17 protein-coding genes and 1 pseudogene are annotated in these 21775 nt (G+C 70.6%); 6 read left to right on the top strand and 12 right to left on the bottom strand.

Translation table 11 applies throughout. The annotated features are described in order from the left end of the window. Positions 1 to 21: 21 nt before the first annotated feature. The 5 genes from ABNF97_RS21725 to ABNF97_RS21705 are packed head-to-tail and all read right to left on the bottom strand — an operon-like array spanning position 22 to position 4450. Entirely contained in the window at positions 22 to 909 is an 888-nt protein-coding gene (locus tag ABNF97_RS21725; protein ID WP_349339600.1) for a cupin-like domain-containing protein, read from the bottom strand. Then, the gene (locus ABNF97_RS21720; RefSeq protein WP_130464705.1) at positions 902 to 1954 is read right to left on the bottom strand and encodes a pyridoxal-phosphate dependent enzyme; all 1053 of its coding nucleotides are present in this window, start codon (positions 1952 to 1954) and stop codon (positions 902 to 904) included. The genes ABNF97_RS21725 and ABNF97_RS21720 overlap by 8 nt, the downstream gene beginning before the upstream one ends. Beyond that, on the bottom strand, positions 1951 to 2637 hold the full coding sequence (locus tag ABNF97_RS21715) for an FMN-binding negative transcriptional regulator (protein WP_349339599.1): 687 nt from the start codon (positions 2635 to 2637) through the stop codon (positions 1951 to 1953). Before ABNF97_RS21715 ends, ABNF97_RS21720 begins: the two co-directional genes overlap by 4 nt. Then, entirely contained in the window at positions 2630 to 3085 is a 456-nt protein-coding gene (locus ABNF97_RS21710; protein ID WP_349339598.1) for a DUF3291 domain-containing protein, read from the bottom strand. Before ABNF97_RS21710 ends, ABNF97_RS21715 begins: the two co-directional genes overlap by 8 nt. A 12-nt stretch (positions 3086 to 3097) precedes the next feature. Beyond that, positions 3098 to 4450 carry a SidA/IucD/PvdA family monooxygenase gene (locus tag ABNF97_RS21705; protein WP_349339597.1) on the bottom strand — a complete coding sequence of 451 codons (1353 nt, stop codon included), beginning with the start codon at positions 4448 to 4450 and terminating at the stop codon, positions 3098 to 3100. Between the two features lie 193 nt (positions 4451 to 4643). Here ABNF97_RS21705 and ABNF97_RS21700 point away from each other — a divergent pair, with 193 nt between their 5' ends. Together ABNF97_RS21700 and ABNF97_RS21695 are read left to right on the top strand one after the other, a co-directional pair. Beyond that, on the top strand, positions 4644 to 5855 hold the full coding sequence (locus ABNF97_RS21700; RefSeq protein WP_349339596.1) for an NAD(P)/FAD-dependent oxidoreductase: 1212 nt from the start codon (positions 4644 to 4646) through the stop codon (positions 5853 to 5855). Positions 5856 to 5945: 90 nt separating this feature from the next. Continuing rightward, positions 5946 to 6770, top strand: a pseudogene (locus tag ABNF97_RS21695) (class I SAM-dependent methyltransferase); the annotation flags it as partial. A 38-nt stretch (positions 6771 to 6808) separates the two neighbouring features. Here the strand turns inward: ABNF97_RS21695 and ABNF97_RS21690 are convergent. From ABNF97_RS21690 to ABNF97_RS21675, 4 genes are all read right to left on the bottom strand, one after another. Next, positions 6809 to 8047: an RNA polymerase sigma factor gene (locus ABNF97_RS21690; protein ID WP_349339595.1), complete on the bottom strand. Its 1239-nt coding sequence runs from the start codon at positions 8045 to 8047 to the stop codon at positions 6809 to 6811. Positions 8048 to 8132: 85 nt separating this feature from the next. Then, on the bottom strand, positions 8133 to 8504 hold the full coding sequence (locus ABNF97_RS21685) for a YciI family protein (RefSeq protein ID WP_349339594.1): 372 nt from the start codon (positions 8502 to 8504) through the stop codon (positions 8133 to 8135). A gap of 33 nt (positions 8505 to 8537) precedes the next feature. Next, on the bottom strand, positions 8538 to 9185 hold the full coding sequence (locus tag ABNF97_RS21680) for a DUF998 domain-containing protein (RefSeq protein WP_349339593.1): 648 nt from the start codon (positions 9183 to 9185) through the stop codon (positions 8538 to 8540). Positions 9186 to 9483: 298 nt separating this feature from the next. Beyond that, the gene (locus ABNF97_RS21675; protein WP_349339592.1) at positions 9484 to 12270 is read right to left on the bottom strand and encodes an ATP-binding protein; all 2787 of its coding nucleotides are present in this window, start codon (positions 12268 to 12270) and stop codon (positions 9484 to 9486) included. 159 nt (positions 12271 to 12429) lie between these two features. On the opposite strand from ABNF97_RS21675, the gene ABNF97_RS21670 reads away from it, so the two are divergent. From ABNF97_RS21670 to ABNF97_RS21655, 4 genes are all read left to right on the top strand, one after another. After that, positions 12430 to 13527 carry a LuxR C-terminal-related transcriptional regulator gene (locus ABNF97_RS21670; RefSeq protein ID WP_349339591.1) on the top strand — a complete coding sequence of 366 codons (1098 nt, stop codon included), beginning with the start codon at positions 12430 to 12432 and terminating at the stop codon, positions 13525 to 13527. Continuing rightward, a complete protein-coding gene (locus ABNF97_RS21665) occupies positions 13524 to 13733 on the top strand; it encodes a hypothetical protein (protein WP_130464698.1) in 210 nt (69 codons plus the stop codon). The genes ABNF97_RS21670 and ABNF97_RS21665 overlap by 4 nt, the downstream gene beginning before the upstream one ends. A gap of 170 nt (positions 13734 to 13903) precedes the next feature. Further along, positions 13904 to 14731: a hypothetical protein gene (locus ABNF97_RS21660; RefSeq protein ID WP_349339590.1), complete on the top strand. Its 828-nt coding sequence runs from the start codon at positions 13904 to 13906 to the stop codon at positions 14729 to 14731. A 35-nt stretch (positions 14732 to 14766) separates the two neighbouring features. Next, on the top strand, positions 14767 to 15543 hold the full coding sequence (locus ABNF97_RS21655; protein WP_349339589.1) for a hypothetical protein: 777 nt from the start codon (positions 14767 to 14769) through the stop codon (positions 15541 to 15543). A 103-nt stretch (positions 15544 to 15646) separates the two neighbouring features. Here ABNF97_RS21655 and ABNF97_RS21650 read toward each other — a convergent pair whose 3' ends face one another. From ABNF97_RS21650 to ABNF97_RS21640, 3 genes are read right to left on the bottom strand one after another with little or no spacing between them, the layout of a single operon-like run. After that, positions 15647 to 17200 (bottom strand): phospholipase D-like domain-containing protein, encoded by a 1554-nt coding sequence (locus tag ABNF97_RS21650; protein WP_349339588.1) that lies wholly within the window; start codon positions 17198 to 17200, stop codon positions 15647 to 15649. Beyond that, positions 17193 to 18371 carry a hypothetical protein gene (locus ABNF97_RS21645; RefSeq protein ID WP_349339587.1) on the bottom strand — a complete coding sequence of 393 codons (1179 nt, stop codon included), beginning with the start codon at positions 18369 to 18371 and terminating at the stop codon, positions 17193 to 17195. Before ABNF97_RS21645 ends, ABNF97_RS21650 begins: the two co-directional genes overlap by 8 nt. 40 nt (positions 18372 to 18411) lie before the next feature. Then, positions 18412 to 21762: a DEAD/DEAH box helicase gene (locus ABNF97_RS21640; protein WP_349339586.1), complete on the bottom strand. Its 3351-nt coding sequence runs from the start codon at positions 21760 to 21762 to the stop codon at positions 18412 to 18414. Positions 21763 to 21775: the final 13 nt, after the last annotated feature.

Here is a 21775-nt window from a genome sequence, read left to right as displayed (position 1 = left end):
GCCGCCCCCCGTGGATGTGTCTCAGCTGACGTAGGTGAGGTAGGACTTGTAGAGCGGGAACACGTACTGCGACGGGATTCCGATCCCGACCCCCGCGAACGACAGCGCGTTGTAGTAGCCGTTCTTGAGTGGCGCTCCCCGCAGGACGCTAGCCATTCCCGACAGGGCGCTGGCAGCGGTGTGCCAGTCGATGTTGAAGGAGATCGTCATCGACAGGTTGCGGACGTGATGTAGCGTGCCCGGCGGCATGTAGAGCACCTCGCCGGGTTCGAGAACGACGGTGACCGGTGTGGTGGCGGTCGACCTGGGGAATTTCTGGTAGTCGGGCGCCGTGGGGTCGAAGCGTGCCCACCGCCAACCATAGGTGTAACAGATCTTGCGCTGGCCGGCCGGGATCAGAGTGAACTGTTTGCGGCCGGCGATGTGGAAGAACAGGTTGTTGGTCAGCAGCGTGTCGAAGTGCAGCGGCGTGACGCTGCCGGTCGGTCCCATGAAGTACTGGACGTACTCCGGCCAGTTGCGCCTGTACCAGCTGGGAAGGAGGTCCGACGGGAAGGGCTGCACGTCTCGCACCAGGTCCGGGAAGGACCGGAACAGGGGAACGTCGTGCAGGTAGCCCGGCATCTCGACCGGCTCGCCGCCCTCAAGCCCGGCCTCGTAGGCCTCGAGCGCTTCCGTGTATCCAGCGAGCGTGACCTGCTCTCGCCTGCCTTCGGCGACGTTGCCCTTCTTGACACCCAACGGCGCCGGAGAGGTGTGCTGGCGGAAGTAGTCGACGCCCCAGTCGAGCGCCCGCCACTGCGACATCATGCCGCGCACGACGACCGGCCGTCCCTTTGTGACGTACTCCCCGTAGAAGTCTCGTCGGCTGATCCCGTCGACCCGTTCCACAGCGGTCCACTCAGTCATCGCTCGGCCGCCCTTCGCCCACCTCGGGTTCCTCGTCCAGTAAGCCCTGCGCCGCCATCCATTCGTCGTCGTACGCCTTTGTGACGTAGCGGCTGCCGCTGTCCGGAAGGATGACGACAACCGTTTGCCCGGACAGGTGCGCTCCGGCTCCCCGGATCCAGCGGGAGGCACCGACCACCGCCGCGCCTGACGAGACGCCGGCGTAGATTCCCTCTCGCCTGAGGAGGCTTCGCGTCATCAGGAAGGACTCGCGGTCACCTACCCGCACCACGTCGTCGATGAGCCCGAAGTCGATGTTCGACGGGATGCAGTCCTTGCCGATGCCCTCGATGAGATAGGGCGCCGGTGTGCCCATCACGCCTGTGCGGTACGCCTCATGAAGGACCGAACCATAGGGATCCACACCGATGACCCTGATGTCCGGCCTGTACTCCTTGAGGGCCCTTCCGGTGCCGCACAGCGTCCCGCCGGTGCCGAGCCCGGCTACCAGGACATCCACCTGCGGCAGCTGACGGATGATCTCGGGCCCGGTGTGCCGGTAATGGTATTCCCGGTTCGCCAGGTTGTTGTACTGGTCGATGTAGACCGAGCCAGGCCTGGCCGCGGCGATCCGGCGCGCCTCGTTGCAGTAGTTGCGTGGATCCGACGGGGGGACCGTCGGTGTGACGACCACGCGTGCGCCGAGTGAACGCAGCACCTTGATCTTCACCTCGGACATCTTGTCCGGGACGGTGAAGACGCATTCGTAGCCCTTCACGGCGGCAGCCATGGCCAGGCCGATTCCGGTGTTGCCCCCGGTACCCTCCACGACCAACCCGCCGGGCCGGAGCACACCGCGCCGCTCGGCGTCCTCCAGCAGCCAGGCGCCGATACGGTCCTTGATGGAACCGCCGGGATTCATGAACTCAAGTTTTGCGAACACCCGCGCGCCGACACCCTCGACTACGCGGTTGAGGCGCACGATGGGGGTATTGCCGATTGCCCCGAGTATGTTGTCGTGCACCTCGACGGGGGTGTTGGGCGGACGGGCTGCTGTTTGCGTCATTCTTTGCTCTCCCGGGTCTCCTGTGGCTTCGCGGGGCGGCGTTGACCAGTCTGGGCGACGTCCTCGGCGAAACGGGTGACCGCACGCTCCTGCCGGGCATGGAGGCGGTTCAGCAGGCCTCGATACGCGCCGAGGCGGTCCCCGAACACCTTGTCCTGTGAAAACTTGAAGGTGGCATCCATGGAATCGACGACGAGCCGGAAGAACGTGATGCGGGCCAGCAGGCCGTCGAGGACGTGTGCCTCTGGGTCGAACCGGTATGTCGTGCCATGCCCGCTCTCCAGCACCTCGATCATTAGTGCGAGGTGCTGGAGCTTGACATCGGGCTCGTCGATCAGCGTGCTCACTCCGACTACCTGTGCGACTGCGTAGTTCCAGGTAGGGAACTGCTCCGTCACGTAGTCCGCAGGGGAGATGTAACCGTTCGGCCCGTGGAAGATGGCGCGTACGCGTCCACCGTCGAGAATCGGATGGAAGGGGTTGCTCTTGTCGAGGTGCCCGAGAAGCGCCGGCTGAGCGTCATGGTGCGGGTCGATGATCACCGGAAGGAACGTGACACTGCGGTCTGCGCGGTCCTCGGGCAGGAGCGTTGCCAGGGGGAACTGGTCGATCAGGTGAAGCACCTGGTCCGGATCACTGCTGCGGTATCCGTCGGTCAGATACGGATAGGATCGGCTAGGCATCGCCACTACCCGGGCGCACGGCCGGGACTCGGTCGAAGGTGAAAGCGTACGGCGTGGGGCCATGCTCCTGCAGGTGCCGCAACCGCGCCTTGGCCTCGTCCAATGTGGGAAACCCGGACTCGTCGACCCACCAGAGGACGTAGCTGCGCTCGGGTATCACCTCGAACCACTCACGGCGTCGGCGGAGCACGTTCGCGTGAGCTGACCGGTACACGAACTCCTTGAGCTGCTCGACAGTGCGCCAGACCGATAGATTGAAGATGATCGTCGGGTCGTCGAAGGCCCGGATGGCGGTGGCGTTGCCGCTTTCGTCGTGCAACCGCCAGACGAACCCGTCCCACTCGTCGGCGGCCCCGTTGACCGGATCCAGGCTGGCCATGAAGTCACTCATGACCGGGTGGTCGAGTTGATAGCGTTCCTTCGAGATGTTGAACTGCGCCACAAACATGAGGAACTCCGGTCAGAGGTCGGTGAGTGCGCGCCCGCTCACCGCGGCGGTCAGTGTGCGGTGGATGTCGAACGCCCGGTACGACAGCAGGCTGAACGAGCCGGCGTCGCCAAGTCCATGGGTCGACTCGCAGAGACCGTTGAGGAAGATCGGCGGTGCGTCGGCGTCAGCCGCAGTGGGAACGAGCTGGTAGTCACGAGTGACCCGCAAGGTTCCGTCGGGATTCTTCTCGTAGCGACCGTACAGGTCACGCATCAACGGATGAGAAACTTCCTCGTGCTCACCGACACCGAAGTTGCGGAATCCGGTGGCGAGCACCACGGCGTCCACGTCGAGTGCGTCGGCGTCGCCGGTGTGCCGGTCCAGCAGCTGTATCCGGATCTGGTCACCATGCCAGGCGGCCTCCAGCACGTCGGTGTTGTTCCGCACGGAGATCGATTCGTCGCCACGGACCGCCTGCTCGTACCGGAGGAAGTACAGGTGCTTCAGAACGTCGTGGTCGACCGAGCTGTAGTTGCTTCTCCGTACCTGCTCGGTAAGGGCCTTCTTCGACTCCGGAGACGCCTGGTAGAAGTAGTCCGTGTGGCTGGGGAAGAGTAGATCCTCGGTGAAAGGGCTGGTGTCTTTCAGCACATAGCTGAAGGCTCGAAACACGCTGTTGATCCTGGTGTCGGGGAACGTTGCGTGGAGGTCAAGGAGGATTTCGACGGCACTTTGACTCGCGCCGATCACCGCCACGCTCGCCGGCTTCTTGTCCTTTCGCCACCCGTCACGTCGCTGCACGTATTCCGTGAAATGAAATATCCGATCTCCGAGGAGCTTCGCGAACGGTTCCGGAATGTTCGCCGACCGTCCCGGTGCGAAGGATAGCGCCCGCCCGAGGATGTCGCCGGATTCAGTGCTGACGCGGACCAGGCGGCGCCCGGTGGCGGGGTCCCGTAGCCTGCCCAGCGCGATAGAGGTCGCCTGCGTGTTGTAGGAGACCTGGCTGGCGAAGTGGTCTGCCACCCAGGACACGTAGCGGGCGTAATCGGATCGGGGCGGATAGGGAGAGTCGAGGTTGAGGAAGTGGAACAGCCGATTGTTGGCCTTCAGATAGCTGAGGAACCCGAAAGGACTGCAGGGATTCTTGGGAGTGATGAAATCGCGCAGCGGGTTGTGCTGGATGTCGGTGCCCTCCATCAGCATTCCCGGTTGCCACGCAGGCCCGGAGTTTGCCTCCAGAAAATGCATCGACTCCGTGCCGCCAGCCTCGGCATGCGCAACAGCGAGCGCAATATTCGCTGGGCCGAATCCAATGCCGACAACGTCGAAGATCGGAATGCCGTCGACCGTCGCGGTCACCTGATCGTGGACATGATCCACCGTTACTTCCCCCGTGATCAACTCGACGGCATGCGGGCCGTCTAGCCGCCCATCCTGGCGGACATCGATCAATGTAAGGGGGGACGTAGATCATATCAAGGGAGTTTCATCAGATCGAGGCGCCAGTAGCTGCTTGACATATCATCATGGCGCATGTAAAGGCGGGACTTTTATTGATCTTGTTTGGAGGCGATTGCTATCGTGCATCGCCGTGTCTCGTTCTATTGTGATCATTGGTGCCGGCATTGTCGGTACGGCGGTCGCTGAGCAGCTCAGTCTCAGTGGCGACTGCTCCGTGACCGTCGTCGATCGGGCGGGTGCGGGTCGGCTGCCCGGCTCCACCGGCCACGCCCCGGGATTTGTCGGCATGATCGCCGACCATCCGATCATGATCGAGCTGGCTCGTGACACCATCCGCTTGTATCGACGGCTCGACCGAGGCGGTCGCTCGGCGTTCCGTAGCACCGGTGCCGTCGAAATCGCATGGACGGCGGAGGGGTGCCGTGGGCTCCTGCGTCGGCTGGAGCAAGCGAACTCCGCAGATATTCCCGCGCGCCTCTGTGCGCCGGATGAGGCTGCCCGGCTGGCTCCGCGGATGGTGGACGGTGCACGGGCACGACTCGGTCTGCACCTGCCGCTGGACGGCGCCGCCGACGCCACGTACATCACCGCCGAACTGAGGGCACGTGCGCGGGCCGCCGGCGCGCGGTTCGTGGCCAACGCTGACGTGACGGGCATCCGGACGCACGGTGATCGCATCACGGGCGTTCATACGCCGACGGAGACTTTCCCGGCCGACGACGTCGTCATCGCCGGTGGCATCTGGGGTCCTCGGATCTCCGCGCTGGCCGGCGTACGGCTCCCTCTGGTCCCCGTGGTCCATCCGTACGTCTACGCGTCCGCCCACACCGGGACGCACCGAGCCGCTCCGCTGGTCCGGTGGCCAGATCTGGGCAGCTACGCCCGCGACCACGGCGACCGGGACGGGCTCGGCACGTCCGGCCACGATCCCGTGCCGGCGCCGGATCTCACGTGGACCGCAGAGGTGCCCTGGTCGAGTACCCCCCTGGACCAGGCGATCGCCGCCGCGCTGCAGGCGTTCCCCGATGCCCACCGCTGGTCCCCGGAGCGGCGTTTCGCCGGGGTCCTCTCCATCACACCCGACAAGATGCCGCTCGTCGGTCGAGTCGGACCGGACGGTCTCTGGGTGGCCGAGGCGATCTGGGTGACCCATGCCGCGGGAGCCGCCCGCGTGCTCGCCGCCATGATGCACGACGAGCAGGGTCTGAAAGCGGTGACCAGCGCCCTGGACCCGGCCCGGTTCGCCCACCTCACCGCCGAGGACTGTGCTGCGGCTGCGCTGGGCAGGTACCGCACTGGAGTGGCGTCGAGACCGTCCATCTGACTGAACCTTCTTCAGCCTGAACCGCGCGGCGCTCACACACCGCGTCCGACCTTGCGCTCAGACGGACCGCAAGGGGAGGTTGAAAAAGGTTCAATGGTGACGGCCATAGACAGGGAACTGGAGGCGCGCGCAATGGGTATCAGGACGACGCCGGAAGAACAGCTTGAAGTGTTCGGTGCCCGGTTGTACGACACCATCGGATCCGCCTACCCGGCGACGCGGCGCACCGAACCACGGATCGCCGCGCGCATCTGGGATGCGCTGGGAGACGCCCGATCGGTGCTGAACGTCGGGGCCGGTACCGGCTCCTACGAACCCCCCGACCGCGACGTCACGGCGGTGGAACCGTCGGCGGTCATGCGGGCGCAGCGTCCCGCGGACGCGGCGCCCTGCGTGGCGGCGGCCGCGCAGAGTCTGCCGTTCGAGGACCAGTCCTTCGACGCCGCGATGGCCGTCAGCACCGTCCATCACTGGCCGGATCCGGTCGCCGGGCTGCGCGAGATGCGGCGTGTGGCCCGCCGGGTGGTGGTGTTCACCTACGACGCCGATGACACCGGCTGGCGTCAGCGGTTCTGGCTCACCCGCGACTACCTGCCCGAGTTCGCAGACCTCCTCGTCGGCTGGCCCTCCCTGGCCGACCTGACGCACGCGATCGGTGGACGTGCGGAGCCGGTGCCGGTCCCCTGGGACTGCGCTGACGGCTTCTTCGAAGCGTACTGGCGCCGGCCCGAGGCGTACCTGGAGGAGCATGTCCGGCGCGCGGTTTCGGTATGGACCAGGGTCGGACCGCAGGCTGAGCAACGGGCAGTCAGCACTCTCCGCGAAGACCTCGCCTCCGGCCGGTGGGCCGAGCGCAACCGCGACCTCCTCGCCCTCGACACGGCAGAGCTCGGTCTTCGCCTGCTCGTCGCCTGAACCGCCCTGCGGCATCCCGGCCGTCGGCCGCGGGTCGGTCAGTCGAGGCGGTGGGCCCGGCGTTGGAGATATCGCCGTTCGACCTGGTTCTGGGTCAGGGCGGCCGCTTCGCGGTACCGCGCCGCCGCGCCGGCCGGGTCACCGGTCATCTCGAGCAGATGTGCGCGGATCGCACGTTCGCGTTGCCGGGTCAGCGGCTCCTCGTCCAGGTGGTGCCGCCGGTTGAGGTCGTCGAGCAGGGCCAGCCCTCGGGCCGGCCCGTACGCGTGCGCGACCGCGACCACCCGGCTCAGCCGTACCGGCGCGGTCGGAGTGAGTCGTTCGAGTCCCAGGTACAGGGCGGCGATCTGCGGCCAGTCCGTCCGGTCCGGCGACGCGGCTGCGGCGTGCACGGCCGCGATCGCCGCCTGCAACTGGTACGGGCCGACCTCGCGCCGCCGCCAGACGCTGTCGATCAGCTCCGTGCCCTCGCGGATCAGTTCCGGATCCCACCGTGTCCGGTCCTGCTCCTCCAGCGGCACCAACTCGTGGCCGTCGGTGCGGGCGGTGCGCCGCGACTCGGTGAGCAGCATCAGGGCGAGCAGTCCGGTTACCTCGGGGTCGTCCGGCACGGAGTCACGGAGCATGCGGGCCAACCGGATTGCCTCGCGGGTCAGGTCGACGCGGGTGAGTTCGTCTCCGGTGGAGGCGGTGTAGCCCTCGTTGAAGATCAGGTAGAGCACCTGCATGACGGCCCCCATCCGGCTGGCGCGGTCGGCGTCGGTCGGCGGGGTGAACCGGGCGCCGGCCCGGGCCAGTTGCTGCTTGGCACGGCTGATCCGGGCGCCCATGGTGTTCTCGGTCGTCCCGTAGGCGTGTGCGATCTCCGTGGTCGTCAGACCGCCGACCGCGCGCAGGGTGAGCGCCACCTGGGAGGTCGGGCTCAGTGCGGGGTGGCAGCACAGCAGCAGGAGCGTGAGACTGTCGTCGGTCTCCCGCGCAGGACCCGCCTGGCGGGTCGGATCCCGCATCGCCAGCTCGCTCATGCCGGCGTGTCGCTCGCGGCGGCGTCGGGCCTGGTCGGTGCGGAGCAGGTCGACCATCCGCCGGTACCCGATCCGGACCAGCCAGCTGCGCGGGTTCTCCGGTACCCCGTCCGTCGGCCATGTCCTGCTGGCGACGAGCAGGGCCTCCTGTACCGCGTCCTCGGCGATGTCGAAGTGGCCGAAGCGCCGCACCAGCGCGCCGAGGACCTGCGGCGCCTCGGTGCGCAGCAGGTGCTCGACGTCTTGGGTCACCCCGGTACCGCCGTTCGGGTGCCCTCCCGGTCTGTCGTTGTCCGGCGACGCTCTGCCACCGTCCGGCGACACGGTGTGCGGGAGGTCATGCCACGAAGTCCGCGCCCATGATCGGCCGGATCTCCATCGGCTCGCCCAGTACCTCGACCATCCGCGAGACGATCTCGACGGCGCGCTCCTGGCTGCCCACGTCGATCACCGCGAAGCTGGCCAGGACCTCCTTGAGCTCGAGGAAGGGGCCGTCGGTGGCCACCACCCCGGTCGGGGTCTTGCGGACCGTGGTGCTGACCGCCGGGTGACCGAGTCCCTCGCTGCTGACGAACTCGCCGGTCTCGACCAGTTCCTGTTCGAATCGCTGGTAAGCGGCGAACGCGGCCAGTGCCTCCTCGGAAGGTGTGCCGGCGGTCGCGGCGTCCCAGGCGGCGGCCGGCGTGTAGCTGAGCAGCAAATACTTCATGGTGGTCCTCATTCTCGCGGGTTTCGGGTCACGCTACGCCGAGCGGTTCGAACGGCGCGGGGAAAGGGCGACGACCGTCGTCCAGGTGAAGGCGACCAGACCGTTGACGGCGATCTGAATGCTCATGTGGTCCGGCGACATCGGCATCAGCAGGACGAGCGCGGCGAGGCCGTTCAGCACCGCCGGCAGCGCGGCCCGACGGCGGACGTACCGGATGGTCAGCACGATGGCGGCGGCCAGCGCCGTGAAGGCGACGGCGGCCGCCGCCGAGTGCGCGATGCTGTGCCAGGACATCTCGGCGACGGGTCCGTCGGGAGTACCTACCGGGAAGCCGTACTCCGGATCCATGGTGAAGATCCCGGCCGCGACGAGCCCGGCGCCGAAGATCCCGACGAAGATCGGCAGCACACGTCGACCGGTGCCTTCGGTGAGCGTGCGTCGCAGACCGATGGCGAGGGCGATCCCGCCGAGGCCGGCGAGCACGAATGTGGTGATCTGGATCCAGCCGAGGCGTCCGGTGGCCAGCTGGCTGATCGGGTGCCGCGTGATGTCGTAGCCCTCCCGGGTGAGCATCTGTGTCACGGCCGAGGCGAAGAAGACCGGTCCGGCGAGGCTGCCGGCGAGAAGCAGGCGGTCGGACGAGCGGCGTACGGCCGGAACGGTGGCGACGGTGGTGGCCATGGCTTCCTCCTTGGTGGGTGCTTGCCGCTACCTCGCGGCCGCACCGCGGACTTTGACGTTCCGGGAGTGAGATCTGGGTCACAGGATGTTGAGGTCAGAGTCCGGAGGTCGTATGACGATGTCGTCGGCCGGTCTCCCCGTTGACTCCTCGTGGGACCTGGTGGGTCCGGATCCGTACGACAGAGGAGATCGAGGCCGCGCCGGATCGCTCCGGCGAGTTCGCAAGGCGGACGTCGTCGAGTAGCCAGGGGAGGGGAGCGGTCGGGGCCTCGTCGACGACCGTCCGATGTCGACCCGCTCAACCCCTGGGTTCGGCTTCGAACTCGGCGGCGATCCGGCCGGCCATGGCGGTGCGCGAATGTACGCCCAGCTTGGCGAAGACGCGTGACAGGTGCGACTCGACCGTGCGGCGACTGAGGAAGAGGCGGGACGCGATCTCCTGGTTGGTCAGCCCGGTCCGTACCAGTTCGGCTATCTCGCGCTCGCGCGCCGAGAGTGCCACCCGGGGCGGGGCTTCGGCCCGATGCCGGTCGAGCACCGACAGGAGCCAGGTCGCGCCGTACGCCTCGTAGCCGTCCCGCGCGCGCCGCAGGGCCTCCCGGGCAGTGCCGGGCCGGCCACCCCGGAGGTGTGCGATGCCGGCCAGGTGCCGCGCAAGTGCCGCCTCGACGGGTGCCTCGGCGGTGGCGAGCCGGTCGGCGGCCTGGTCGGCCAGCGCGGCGGCCTCGTCGAAGCGACGGGCCAGAGTCGCCACGTACGCGCGAGCACAGGTCGCCCAGCCGACTTCATAGCGGAGGCCCGCGGCGTCGGCCAGCGCTCCGGCCCGGCTGGCAAACCGTCCAGCGCCGCCGATGTCACCCGACCGGGCCAGCGCGATGGCGCGCAGGGCGTCGCGCGGCACGGCGGTCGGCGGCCCGGTCGGCCACGACTCCGGCGGGCCGGAGACGATTTCCAGGCAGGGGCGGGTCCTACCGGCGGCCAGGTGTGCGATGGCGAGGTTGACCTGCGCGACGCGCCACCACATCCGGGAACGTGGTCGGCCGGTCGCGCGGAGGCGGTCGGCGGCGGCGATGGTGGCGGACGGTCCGGCTGTCCAGAGCAGCGGGCGCAGCGACACCGCCTCCGCCATGGCCCGCATCTCGACGCTGCCGATCCGACCGGCCGCGACCACGGCCTCCTCGGTCAGTTGGATGGCCGGCTCCAGGTGCCCGAGCCGGGTCTGCAACGCGGCCCGCACGATCAGCAGGTACGGCAGCGCACTGCTGTCCCGAGCGCTCTCCACGACCTCAGCCGCCCGGTCGAGTTCCCTGGCGGCCGCGTCGAGGTCGCCCAGTTGCATGTGGACCCACGCCAGTGGGCCGAACAGCTCGACGTGCGGGCGCAGCGTCGGGCCGGTCGCGACGTCGGCCAGCCTGGCCGCTGCGGCGGCATGGCGTCGAGCGGCGGCGACGTCGCCCTCCTGGAGGCAGCCGAAGGCCTGCAGCGCCCGGGCCGCGGCGGCGAGCGGCGGCCGATCGTCGCCGAACAGCGCGAGTGCGCGCTCCGCGTGGCGCAGCGTCGCCTCGCCGTCCTCGCGGAGCGCCCCGATCGCGGCGAGTTCCACGTGCAGTTTCCCCCCGGCCGTCGCGGGCAGCCGCTTGCCGTCCAGTTCCGCGGTGAGCAGCGTCGCCGCCTCGTCTATGTCGCCACGCAGGCGGGCGACGACCGCGCGGAAGGCCGCCGCCTCGGTGCGTACGGGGTCGTCGGCGTGCGCCAGCTCGCGCAGTACCTCCCGGCTGCCCTCCAGATCGCCGCCGAGGCCGAGCGCGCGGGCGTACCGCAACAACACCGTCGGCCGCCGGTCACCGAGGCGGTCGGGATCCGGCAGCAGGCGTAGGGCCATGCCGAGCCAGCGGGCGGCCTGAGCGGGCGCGCTGTACGTGAAGGCCAGCCCCGCCTCGATCAGCACCTCGGCGGCGGCTGCGTCACCGGGCTGGGCCGAGCGCGCGATGTGGTGCGCCACCACCTGAAGCGAGCCGTGGCCCGCCCGTAGGTGTTCCGCCGCGCGGGCGTGCGCGGCGACCCGCCACGCCGGGCCGGCCAGTTCGTGCGCGGCGGCGCGTACCAGCGGGTGGCGGAACCGCATCTGGCCGCGATCGACGTCGATCAGCCCGCGCCGGTGCAGCTGGTCGGCGCCGGCGATGACCACCTCGGTCGGCAGTTCGGCCACGTACGCGACGAGGTCGATCGGCGCGTGGGAACCGGCGACCGCCGCCGCGTACGCGATGCGCCGCAGCCGTTCGTCGAGATCGGCGATGTCGGTGACCAGACCGGTGAGGATGTGGCTCTCCGAGGCGTCGAGGTCGTCCTCGTCGACCAGCGCGGCGAGTGTGTCGTCGCGGAGCCGGGACAGCGCCTGGACGTAGAGCGGATTCCCGCCGCTGGCGCGCACGATCAGTGCTCTGCGGCGACGCGGCACCTCCGGCAGGAGTGCGTCGACGTCTGCCGGCCCGAGGTGCGGCAGGCTGATCTGGGTAGCGGCCGGACCGACGTGCGCGATCGCGTCGACCACGCCGGACGGTGGCTGCTCGGTGCGGAAGGCCACCGCCACCAGCGCCGGCCGCCGCGGTGGCTTGCGGATCAGGTACTCGGTCAGCTCCAGCGACGGGGAGTCCGCCCAGTGCAGGTCGTCGAGGAGCAACGCGACGCCGGGCGGGCGGGCACCGTCGAGCAGCCGTCGTACCCCGGAATAGATGCGCGCCCGGCCAACAGACGAGGCCGAGCCGGTGGCCGCGTGGCCGCTGACCGCCCGCGACACGGCGTCGCCCTCCTCGCCGACGTCCTGCCCGGACAGGAGTGGCTGGAGCGCCTCCGCGTACGTCGCGAAGGGCACATCCTGCTCGAACTCGGTGGCCTGGCCCGCGCAGACCAGCAGGCCGGCCGCTGCCGCCCGCTGCTCCAGCGCACGCAGCATGCGGGTCTTGCCGATGCCCGGCTCACCACCCAGCTTGACCACCGCGAACCCGCCGCCGGCCACCGCCGCCACGGCCCGGTCCAGCGCCGCGAGTTGGGCATCACGGCCGACGAGCGGCGCATCCGCGGCCACGGCGCCTCCCCAGACTCGCTGCTGGGCCAAGGATAGGCGGGGCTCGACAGATTCCGTAGTTTCACGGATACCCGCGCCCCCGCGGAGACGCGATCCTCTGGCGCAGGCGCCTGGCCGGAGGGCAGGCTCAGGCGCGGTCACACGGGCAGGAGACGCGGGATGCGTGACCACGCAGTGGCTGACCTTGGCGGCGCACCGAGGTCGAGATTCGGGAAGGCGCCTCCGAACTACCGCGTCGTGCTCGGTCCCGAAGCGCCGTCGTTGTCGGTCTGGGGCCTGTCTCCGGACGCGGATCTCATCTTCCGCTGCATGCTGATGTTCGGCTCGCAGACGGCCGGGCAGCTTGAGCGCGGCCTCGGCATGTCCCGGCACCGGGTCGCCCGCGGCCTCGACGAGCTGTTCTCGGCGGGCGCGGTCGACCATCGACCGGGCCGCCGGGCACTCCGCTGGACGCCGCTGGAGCCCAGCCGCGTGGTGCCGGCACTCCGCGAGCGGCGCCACTACGCCAGCGCCCGGGCCGCCCGCCGGTCCATGAGGCTGCCCGAGGTCCTGCGCGGCCCGGTGCCACTCGACGACGGCATGCGACACCTGCCGAGCCGGAAGCTGACGCGGGCCCGGCTGGCCGAGCTCGTCAGGACCGTACGGCACGAGCACCTGGCGATGCAGCCGGAGCGCTCGTACGAGGCCGAGTCGGCCCGCTCGGCGGTACCGATGGATCGCGCGTTGCTCAGTCGTGGCGTACGCGTGCGGGTGCTGGGCGCGTTGCCGGCGGACGCGGAGGACCCGCTGGTCGCGCACGGCCGGCAGGAGGACGACCTGCGGCCGGAGTACCGGCAGGCGACCGAGACACCGGTGAAGTTGATCGTGATGGACCGCCGCACGGCGTTGCTACCGGTCAGCCCGGAAGACCTGGACCACGGATACCTGGAGATCACCCAGGAGGCGGTGGTCGGCGCGCTGGTCGCGCTCTTTCATCGGCAGTGGGAGGCGTCCGTGACCCGGCAGGAGCGCCGGGCGCCGCGGCCAACGCTCGACGATCGGGAACGGGACCTGCTGAGGCTGCTCGCGCAGGGGCATACCGACGCGAGCGCCGCGCGGGCGATGCGGATCAGCCGGCGGACGGTGTCGAGCACGCTCCGTGCCCTGATGGACCGGCTGGGCGTCGGGAACCGCTTCCAACTCGGGCTCGCCGTAGGCGCCCAGAACCTGATCGAGCCACCGGGCACCGGGCCTGCGGAGATGGAGGGTGAACGATGAGGCGAATCTTGGTGAAGCGAATCATGGTGGCCGTGGCGGCACTGGCGCTTGCCGTGCCAGCGGCGGCGGCCGGCGCCAGCGGCACGATCACCGGCGAGGCCACCGGGAGGCCGTCCGTCCCGCCGCCCTCGCCGGCTGTCCTCGACCCGACGCCAGGCCAGGTCAGCCAGCCGCGCAAGGACCACTTCTGCGGCACCTGCGTCTAGTAGAGGGGCGACCGGCGATCCGGACCGGTTGCGTGATTGGGCAATGTCGGTAACGGAAAGATCACGGCGACCCGCGCGCTGCCGCGCCGTTGCTTGCATGGGCGGCACCGGCTACGCGACCGCGCCTCGGGCCCTCCCGACGCTGCGCGGCACGGTAGGAGGAGGCAACGATGCGAAGAATCAGAGTGCGGGCGGCGAGACAGTTGCTGCGCGGCGTCGCCGCCGTCGCGCTGGCTCTGGCCATGACCCTGGCGGGCACCCCGACGCCCGCGAAGGCCAGTGACAGCAACGGCAGCTACTGGGTGTTCGTCGACATCCTGATCAGTGCCTACGAAAAGGGCAGCGACGGCCGGTACACCCCGGCCGAGATCAACGAGCTGATCCAGGAGGTGATCGGCGCTGTCAACGGGGCGAAGGCCGATGTGCTCGCGCGGCTCGACAGCGAGACCACCAACGAACTCCGCGGCAAGGCCGAGGCGGCCCTGACGAAAGCCGAGCTGCTGCGGGTGCCGTGGCTTGCCGGCCCGGCGATCAACAGCATGCACGACGCGGCGTACTCGGCGAAGGCACACCTGGGCACGGTCAAGGACTCGGACGCCGCGCTCAACGACGTCGGCAAAGCGATGATCGTACTGTTCACCGAGCTCAACGCCGCTTACCTCATGGTCGACGCCGACGAGGGTACGAACCTTGCGCAGGCCCAACGGCCCTACTTCCGGCAGGGGTTGGAATACCTCATCCGGGAGATGACCCCGAACTGCAGCTACGGTGGCGTCCCCAACGCCGGGATGATCTCGTACGGCTGCTCGTACGACGGACGGAGCGTGCGCGCCGTGTACTGGGCGGGCACCAACGAGTACTCCATCGACGGCGGTCCGCCGATTCCAGGAATGATCAGGGAGGCCGTCGTCCAGGACTTCCTGATGGCCAACACCGCCAGAGTGCTCGCGCAGCAGGCCCTGGACGTGTTGCTGCGCAACGGCGTCCCACTCCCGTAACGCCCGTGATGTCGAACCGAGGAGGAAGTGCGTACATGAGACGTAGATTCGTTAACGGCGTCGTCGCCGCCACCGTTGCCGTGGTGCTCACCGTCAGCGGCACCGCACGGCCGGTCCAGGCGTCCTGGGCCACCTGGGCCAACATCGCCGTGCAGGTGGTGCAGAGCCTCGGTAGTGGGGGCAGCGGTGATCTCGAACGGGCCAAGCGAGAGATCATCGCCGCCGTCGAGAACGCCAAGCAGGACATCCTCAACCACATCGACACGATCGCCGCCGCCGATGTCCAGGCCTGCACCGAGGCGGCGGTCACCAAGATCGCTCAGATCGACAGCATGCCGGGGAGCCTGCTCGGCCCGTTCGTCAACGGCGCCGTCGACTGCGCGACGCTGTCCAAGTCGTACTTCAACGCCGTGCAGAGCCTCCCGGCGGCCGACACCATCGGCAAGCTCATGGGGGTCATCTACGCGATCGCCATGGTCGCCTTCGCCAAGTACGGCCTCTCCACCACCGCCCTGCTCGACGGCCTGATCAGCGGCTACCAGTCGGTCGTCACGAAGCTGGCGCCGAGCTGCAGTGACCAGACGATCCGGGAGTACGACTCCATGGGGCGGCTGGTCACCGTCGAGATTCAACACACCTGTGTGGCGTACAACGGCGATCGGGCGTGGGACTTCGAGCTGTACTACCGCGGCAGGTTGCAGGGGCCGCCACTCGACCGTGCCCGGATCAGCATGGACGCCACCCGAAACACGAGCCGGTGGACCGCTCAGCAGTCGCTGCCGACCCTGCAGGCGATTCGGGCGGGAGCCTGACCGACCGCCAACCGCACGGAGGCCCGCCGCGCCCACGCGGCGGGCCTCCGGGGCGGAAGGCTTCTGCGGACCGGTGTCATCCGCTCCCGTGCCCGACGTCGACTCAGCGGAGCCGGGTCAGCACCGCCGGGCAACAACCCCGGCTCGGGCCGTTGCCGGCCCTGCCGGGGTCGGGTCGTTCGGCGTACCAGTCGTGTATCCGGGTGGCGGCGGGCCGGCTCTCCGCCACGGTGAGCTGGAACCGCGCGGCCCGGGCCGGCCGGAGCGTGGCGACGACGTCCCCGACGTACAGCCGGAGTTCCCGGTCCTCCTCCCAGAGCACCGGGCCGGCGGCCGCCGCGTCGACCAGCCGCCGCCAGTCGGCGTCCGTGGCCGACACCGTGAGTCGGGCGCCGTGCGGCCAGCGGCGCCGCCACCGGGCGCCGAGCCCCCGGTCGAGTTCGCGCTGGGTCGGCGCCGGTACGAAGGACAGGTCGGCGTGCTCCATGGCGTGTCGGAAGTACCGCCGGGCCTCGGCCAGCGCCGGACGGCCGTCGAGCCGGGTGCCGACCTCGACACCGGAGAACATCCCGTGTACGGCGTCGAAGTTCGCCGAGAAGAGCGCCCCGTACCGGCCGTCGGCGATCGCGCCCTTGGCATGGGTGTCCGAGTCGGCGTGGATCGTCACGCCCAGTTCGGCCAGCGCCGCCGTGTCGGCCCGGTGCTCCGGGACGTTGTTGCGGGCCCGGACCAGCAGCCGTACGTCGAGATCGTGCGCGGCCATCGCCCGGCGCAGCGGATCGAGCAGCAGCTCGGGCCGGTCCCGGATGCCGACCAGGCTGAAGGTGGCGAGCAGCAGCTCCCGCCGGGCCCGACCGATCACGTCGTGCAGGGCGGCGAGGATGCCCCGCTCCCGGTGCGGTCCGTCCCCGTCGTCGCCGTCATACGTCCAGATCACCCCCGGCCCGGCGGGCAGCGTCGGCACGGATACCGGACTCGGCACCGGAACGCGTTGGTGCAGCGCATACTCCGTACCGGGCAGTGCGGCCCAGGTGCAGCCGGCGAACCAGAGCCGGGTGAAGAACCGGGCCAGCCGGTCGACCTCGGTCGGATCGCCGACCAGCACCCCGTTCTCCCCGGTGGCCCGCTTCCGGGCGGTGCCGACCAGGGCGCTCGTTTCCAGGTTGGCGCTGGAGACCAGCGCCAACGTGTCGTCGACGACCAGGAACTTGGCGTGGCAGCCCTCGTGCCCGCGTAGCGCGATCCCGCGCCGGGTCAGCTCGTCGAACCGCTTCTTCTGGGCCTGCACGTCGACCTCGTCGACGTCCTCCAGACTGGACAGGTCCCGCTTGAGGGACTGCTCGGTCCAGGAGCTGACCACGTAGACCCCGCCGCGCAGCCGGTCCACGGCGGCGAAGAGCGCGTCCAACAGCTCCCGGTCACCGATCCGGAAACTGGCCAGGAAGATCTTGTGCCGGGCACCCTGGATCAGCTCGATCGCCGCCCGGTGGATCGACGGGACGGAACCCCGGTAGGTGAACCGGTGCCCGTACTCCCGGTCGGTGTCGGGCGCGTCCGGGAACGGCTCCCCGGAGACGTCCCGGAGCAGGAAGTACCCCTCCGGCGCGGTGAGCGCGCCCAGGTCCAGTTCCTCCGGCAGGACGGCACCGTCAGGCATAGCCGAAGTCCTCCGCCTCGCGCAACGCGTAGACCAGACCGGGGAATCCCAACCGCCAGGCGCGGTCGCGCAGCTCGGGGCTGCTGGGCAGCGCGGCGATGTCGGCGCCCGGCCCGGCAGCGGCGGTGATCCGCCGATCCACCTCGATCAGCGTCTCGGCGGTCCGATCGGCGCCGACCAGGTCGATCGCCAGCTCGACCACGGCGTCCTCGCCCCGGGCGGCCAGCCCGAGCGGCAGGGCGAGGTTCCGGCCCCGGTCGGCGAGGCGCCGGGCGAGCGCCCCGGAGATCCAGCAGCGCCACCGGCCCGGGCCGATCCGTTCCGCCTGCGGCGCCACCCGCTGCGACCCGCCGAGCAGCGCGTCCCAGGCCCGGGCCCGGGTGGCCGGGTCGTGCAGCGCGTCGGCCAACCCGAGCCAGTTCTCGGCGAGCCGGCTCGCACCGGGCAGGTCGAGGCGTACCGGATCGTGCTTGCCCTCCCCGGGCAGGGTGAGGACCGGCCGGTACCGGTCACCATCCACCCGCAGCTCGCCCCGGCACCGGTACACCGGACACCAGCCGTTCCGGCTGATCATCGGTGACCCGGTGGCGGACTCGGCCACGCCGGTGGTCTCCTCGTCCACCCCGGCGACCGTTCCGGCGGCCAGCCGGGCGCGCAGTTCGTCGGCGAGGGTGCGGCCGGCCAGCCGGGGCGGCACCGGGGCGTTCCCGACCGACCGGGGGCGGAGCCGGTCGATCTCACGCAGCCCCGAGGAGTGCGGATCGAGCGCGAGCAGGTCGCCGGTGCGCGGCAGCAGGACAACGTCCAGCCTGACCAGCCGCTGCCGGTAGACCGTCCGGGTCCGGGCGGCCCGCTCGGCGCCAGGCGACAGCGGCCGGTACCCGTCGCCGTCCCGGGCCAGTGCTCCGGCCGCGACCAGCCGGCGCGCCGCCACCGGCAGCAGCGTCGCCCCGGGCAGGTTGGTGATTTCGAAGAACTCGTCCGGGTCGGCCCGGCCGGTGGTCGTCGCCAGTTCCAGCACGAACCGCTCCAGCGGGGTCATCTGCACCGGCGAGGCGCGTTCGAACGGCACCCCGCGCCACCAGCGGATCGGCACCAGCACCTCGGGCAGTATGGCGGCGGTGCCGGGGGCCGGTTCGGCGGGTGGCTCGGCCGGAACGAACTCGATCATGCGACACCCAGCACGGTCACCCGACCGCCGCTCGCCCCGGTCACCCGACGCCCTTCGCGATCTTCATGTCGGACCGCTTTTCGAGCAGCCCGAAGAGGTTGCGATAGAACTCCTCCGCCGCCGGTACGCCGTTGAGCCGGCGCAGCGTCGGGGCGTGCCCGACCAGCACCAGTCCCCGGCGGGCCCGGGTGCAGGCGACGTTGAGCCGCCGGACGTCCTGCAACCACCGACCGTACCGGGCCGACGGGGTGCCCCGACCGACGAAGGCCCGGCAGAACGACAGGAAGACGAGGTCGCTCTCCTGGCCCTGGATCTTGTCGATCGCGTCGACCACCTGGAAGTCCAGGGCGCGGAAGTCGTCGAACGCCGGCCCGCCGAGTCGAGTCCGCAACTCGGCCGCCTGCCGCCGGTAGAAGGTCAGCACGCTCACCGTGACCCGTTCGCCGCCGGACCGTCGCAACCGGGTCTCCCAGGAGCGGCACATCCGGGCGACCAGCTCCGCCTCCAGGTCGTTGACGAAGCCGTTGCCGACGGTGCGCTCCTTCGCCCGGCCGCCGTAGACCGAGGTGTCCACCAGCACCACCGGGGTGTTGGTGCCGCCGTAACGCAGCGGAAGCACCTCCGGCCGGTCCGGGGTCAGGTAGTCGCCGCCGTAGACCGGGCCGGAGACCAGCGAGGCGATCGGCTCGATCATCCGGCGCTGCACCCGCAGCCGCTGCCGCAGCGCCGGCGGCACACCGGCGACCGAGACCTCGAAGAGGCTGCGTACCAGGTGATCACGCATCGCCGTCAGCAGGATACGTTCGGCGTCCGCGCCGTCACGGCCCAGCCGGCGCCAGGCGGTTTCGAAACCGCGCCGGTACAGCTCCGGCCAGCTGCCCGATTCCCGGAGCCGCTCCGCGGTCGCCAGCACGGTGTCGGTACGGAACTGGTGCAACTCCTCGTCCTCGGTCCAGATCGCGGCCAGGTGGTCGACGGCGCTGCCCAGGTCGGCGGCGGCACCCCGGCCGACCATGTGCAGGGCGGCGAGCGCGTGCAGATGGTGCTCGTCGCTCGGCTCCACGTACGGCGGAAGCTGGTGCTCGTCGCCGACCAGCACCCAGCGACGGGCCCGGACCGCACCGATCAGGAATTCGCTGTCCACCACCCGGCTCGCCTCGTCCACGATCAGCGTGTCGAAGTCGGCGTCGCCGAGATCCCGGCTCACCCCGGTGGTCGTGCAGCAGATCAGGTTCGCCGACCGGAGCAGGTCGGCGTCGACCTGGTCGGCCAGCGACTCCGGGGAGCCGCCGGCCAGCCCGGAGAGCTCGAACCAGCGCTGCTCCAGATGGATCCGCCGTTCGTGCCGGGTCAGTTCGGCGTCGAACCGGTCCCGCCAGCGTCGTACCTCCGGCTCGGGCCGGCCGGCAGGGTCCTGGTCGATCAGCGTGCGCACCCGGTCTGCTGCGCGGCCCGCATCGGCGCGGGCCGCCGCGGCCTCCGACTGCCGGCGCCGCACCTCCGCGCCGTGCCACCGCTCCCCGGGGACCCGCTCCGCCTCCAGGGCGGCGATCCGGGTCCGGGCCGCCGCCTGCCGGCCGGCCCAGGACCGTTGGTCGTGGTCGAGTCGGCGCCGCTCCGCCTCGCTCGCCCGGTAGGCGTCGCCGAGCCGCGCCACGTCGTCCGGAGACTCGAAGAACGCCCGCACCCGGGACCAGAACCGGCGGGTCGGCGGCACCGCCGCGAGCTGCGCCCGGAGCGCCTCGGTCCGGGCCGCCACCGAAGGCAGCGCCGCCGCCACCCGGTCCAGCACGCCCGCCGCCTCGGCCTCGCCGGCCCGGCTGGCCGCCAGGTCGGCCGCCAGCCGCTCCCGCCAGGCGCCGCGCTCCCGCTCCGCCGACCGCAGCGCCTCGGCCGTCACCCGTCGCCGGCCGTCGGCGGCCAGGAAGGCGTCCACCGTGTCCCGCCGCTCCCGCATCCGGTTCGCCTCGGCCCGCCAGCGGCCGGCCTGCGAGGTCGCCGGGCGGCGGGCCTGCCGCAGATACGTCCGGCTGACCTCCCTCGGCAGGTACCGGCGCAGTTCCGTGGCGACCCGGGACTCGTCCCAGGAAACCCGCAGCGCCAGGATTCCCGGCTGGTCGGCGAGCCGGCGCAGCACCTCGTCGACGGCCACGTGCATCGGGGCGAGCAGCAGCACCCGCTCGCCCCGGCTGACGAGCTGGCGTACCACCTCGGTGATCACCGTGGTCTTGCCGGTGCCGGGCGGACCCTGCACGTGACAGACATGTGGGGTACGGACGGCAGCGCTCACCGCCGCCCGCTGCTCCGGGTTGAGCCGGTCGTCGAAGTACGCCGGCAGGGGCGGCAGCTTCACTGCCGGCAGCCGCCCCGGGGCGCAGAGCAGCAGCGCCAGGTGTTCCCAGTCGCCCTCGACCTGCTCGTCGAGGAACCGGCACAGCGCGGCGCTGTGTTTGCCGAGCGCGAACCGGCCCTGCTGCACCAGCAGCACCGGGGTCTGCGCCGCGATCGGTGTCCCTGGCGCGGCCAGGGCGAGCATCCGATCGCCGCCGTCCAGGTCGAGGTTTCGTTCGTCGCCGTCCAGGGCGAGCATCCGTTCGTCGCCGTCCAGGGCGAGCATCCGTTCGCCGCCGTCCAGGCCGGCCGAGAGCAGCCGCAGCTTGGCCTCGCTCTCCGGGGCGAGCACCGTCACCGTACGCCCCTCGGCGAAGCTGGCCGGCTGGTCGAGCCGGAGCCAGAGCACCGGCTGCTCCGCCAGCCGGCCCTCGCCGACCACCGTCGCGGTGCCGCGCACCGTGCCCTCGTGAATGCTGCGCTCCTCCAGCAGTTCCAGCATCGCCAGCAGCGGCTGATAGCGGCGGCGGACCCGGGCGTGCAGGTCGCCGCGGGGTCGGGGCGGTGCCGTGCCGCGGTGCAGCTCGCGGGCGGCCGAGTCGCGCACCGACCGCCGCCGTTGGACGGTCCGCAGCCCCTCGGCGAACGTCTCCACCAGCTCCGGGAGGTGGCAGTACTCCTCGTCCCAGACCGGCACCAGGCGGACCTGCCGGGGCCGGACCGTCTCGGTACGGCCCAGCCCGCGCGCCGGCTTCACCGACGTGACGTACGCCTGCGGGACCCCGCTGTCCCGGGCGCCGCGCGCCTGGGCGAAGACCTCGAACCGGGTACCGGCCAGCCGGTAGTACCGGCCGTCCCGCCCGGTCCGCTCCTCGACCAGCAGACCTCCGGCGAGGTCCGTCCGAATCTCCTCCAGGTCGTACTCGGCGAGCCAGCGGGCCCGCTGCGGGTACGACAGGCACACCTCGGTCCGCTCCGCCGCGCTCGGCGCGAACAGCTCGGCCTCGGTCGCCCGGCAGTACTCCTCGGCCCACGACTGCGGCACACGTAGCTGCTCCATCCCCGGCCGCACC

The sequence above is a fragment of the Plantactinospora sp. B6F1 genome, from assembly GCF_040120695.1.
Taxonomy (GTDB): domain Bacteria; phylum Actinomycetota; class Actinomycetes; order Mycobacteriales; family Micromonosporaceae; genus Plantactinospora.
The sequence above is the reverse complement of the archived record's forward strand: the minus strand, read 5'-3'. Positions and strand labels throughout refer to the sequence as shown.

Bases quoted from the DNA above. Each gene is read 5' to 3' on its own strand.
- ABNF97_RS21725 (WP_349339600.1), bottom strand. From the start codon at position 909: ATGACTGAGTGGACCGCTGTGGAACGGGTCGACGGGATCAGCCGACGA.
- ABNF97_RS21720 (WP_130464705.1), bottom strand. From the start codon at position 1,954: ATGACGCAAACAGCAGCCCGTCCGCCCAACACCCCCGTCGAGGTGCAC.
- ABNF97_RS21715 (WP_349339599.1), bottom strand. From the start codon at position 2,637: ATGCCTAGCCGATCCTATCCGTATCTGACCGACGGATACCGCAGCAGT.
- ABNF97_RS21710 (WP_349339598.1), bottom strand. From the start codon at position 3,085: ATGTTTGTGGCGCAGTTCAACATCTCGAAGGAACGCTATCAACTCGAC.
- ABNF97_RS21685 (WP_349339594.1), bottom strand. From the start codon at position 8,504: ATGAAGTATTTGCTGCTCAGCTACACGCCGGCCGCCGCCTGGGACGCC.
- ABNF97_RS21680 (WP_349339593.1), bottom strand. From the start codon at position 9,185: ATGGCCACCACCGTCGCCACCGTTCCGGCCGTACGCCGCTCGTCCGAC.
- ABNF97_RS21670 (WP_349339591.1), top strand. From the start codon at position 12,430: ATGCGTGACCACGCAGTGGCTGACCTTGGCGGCGCACCGAGGTCGAGA.
- ABNF97_RS21665 (WP_130464698.1), top strand. From the start codon at position 13,524: ATGAGGCGAATCTTGGTGAAGCGAATCATGGTGGCCGTGGCGGCACTG.
- ABNF97_RS21660 (WP_349339590.1), top strand. From the start codon at position 13,904: ATGCGAAGAATCAGAGTGCGGGCGGCGAGACAGTTGCTGCGCGGCGTC.
- ABNF97_RS21655 (WP_349339589.1), top strand. From the start codon at position 14,767: ATGAGACGTAGATTCGTTAACGGCGTCGTCGCCGCCACCGTTGCCGTG.
- ABNF97_RS21650 (WP_349339588.1), bottom strand. From the start codon at position 17,200: ATGCCTGACGGTGCCGTCCTGCCGGAGGAACTGGACCTGGGCGCGCTC.
- ABNF97_RS21645 (WP_349339587.1), bottom strand. From the start codon at position 18,371: ATGATCGAGTTCGTTCCGGCCGAGCCACCCGCCGAACCGGCCCCCGGC.
- ABNF97_RS21640 (WP_349339586.1), bottom strand. From the start codon at position 21,762: ATGGAGCAGCTACGTGTGCCGCAGTCGTGGGCCGAGGAGTACTGCCGG.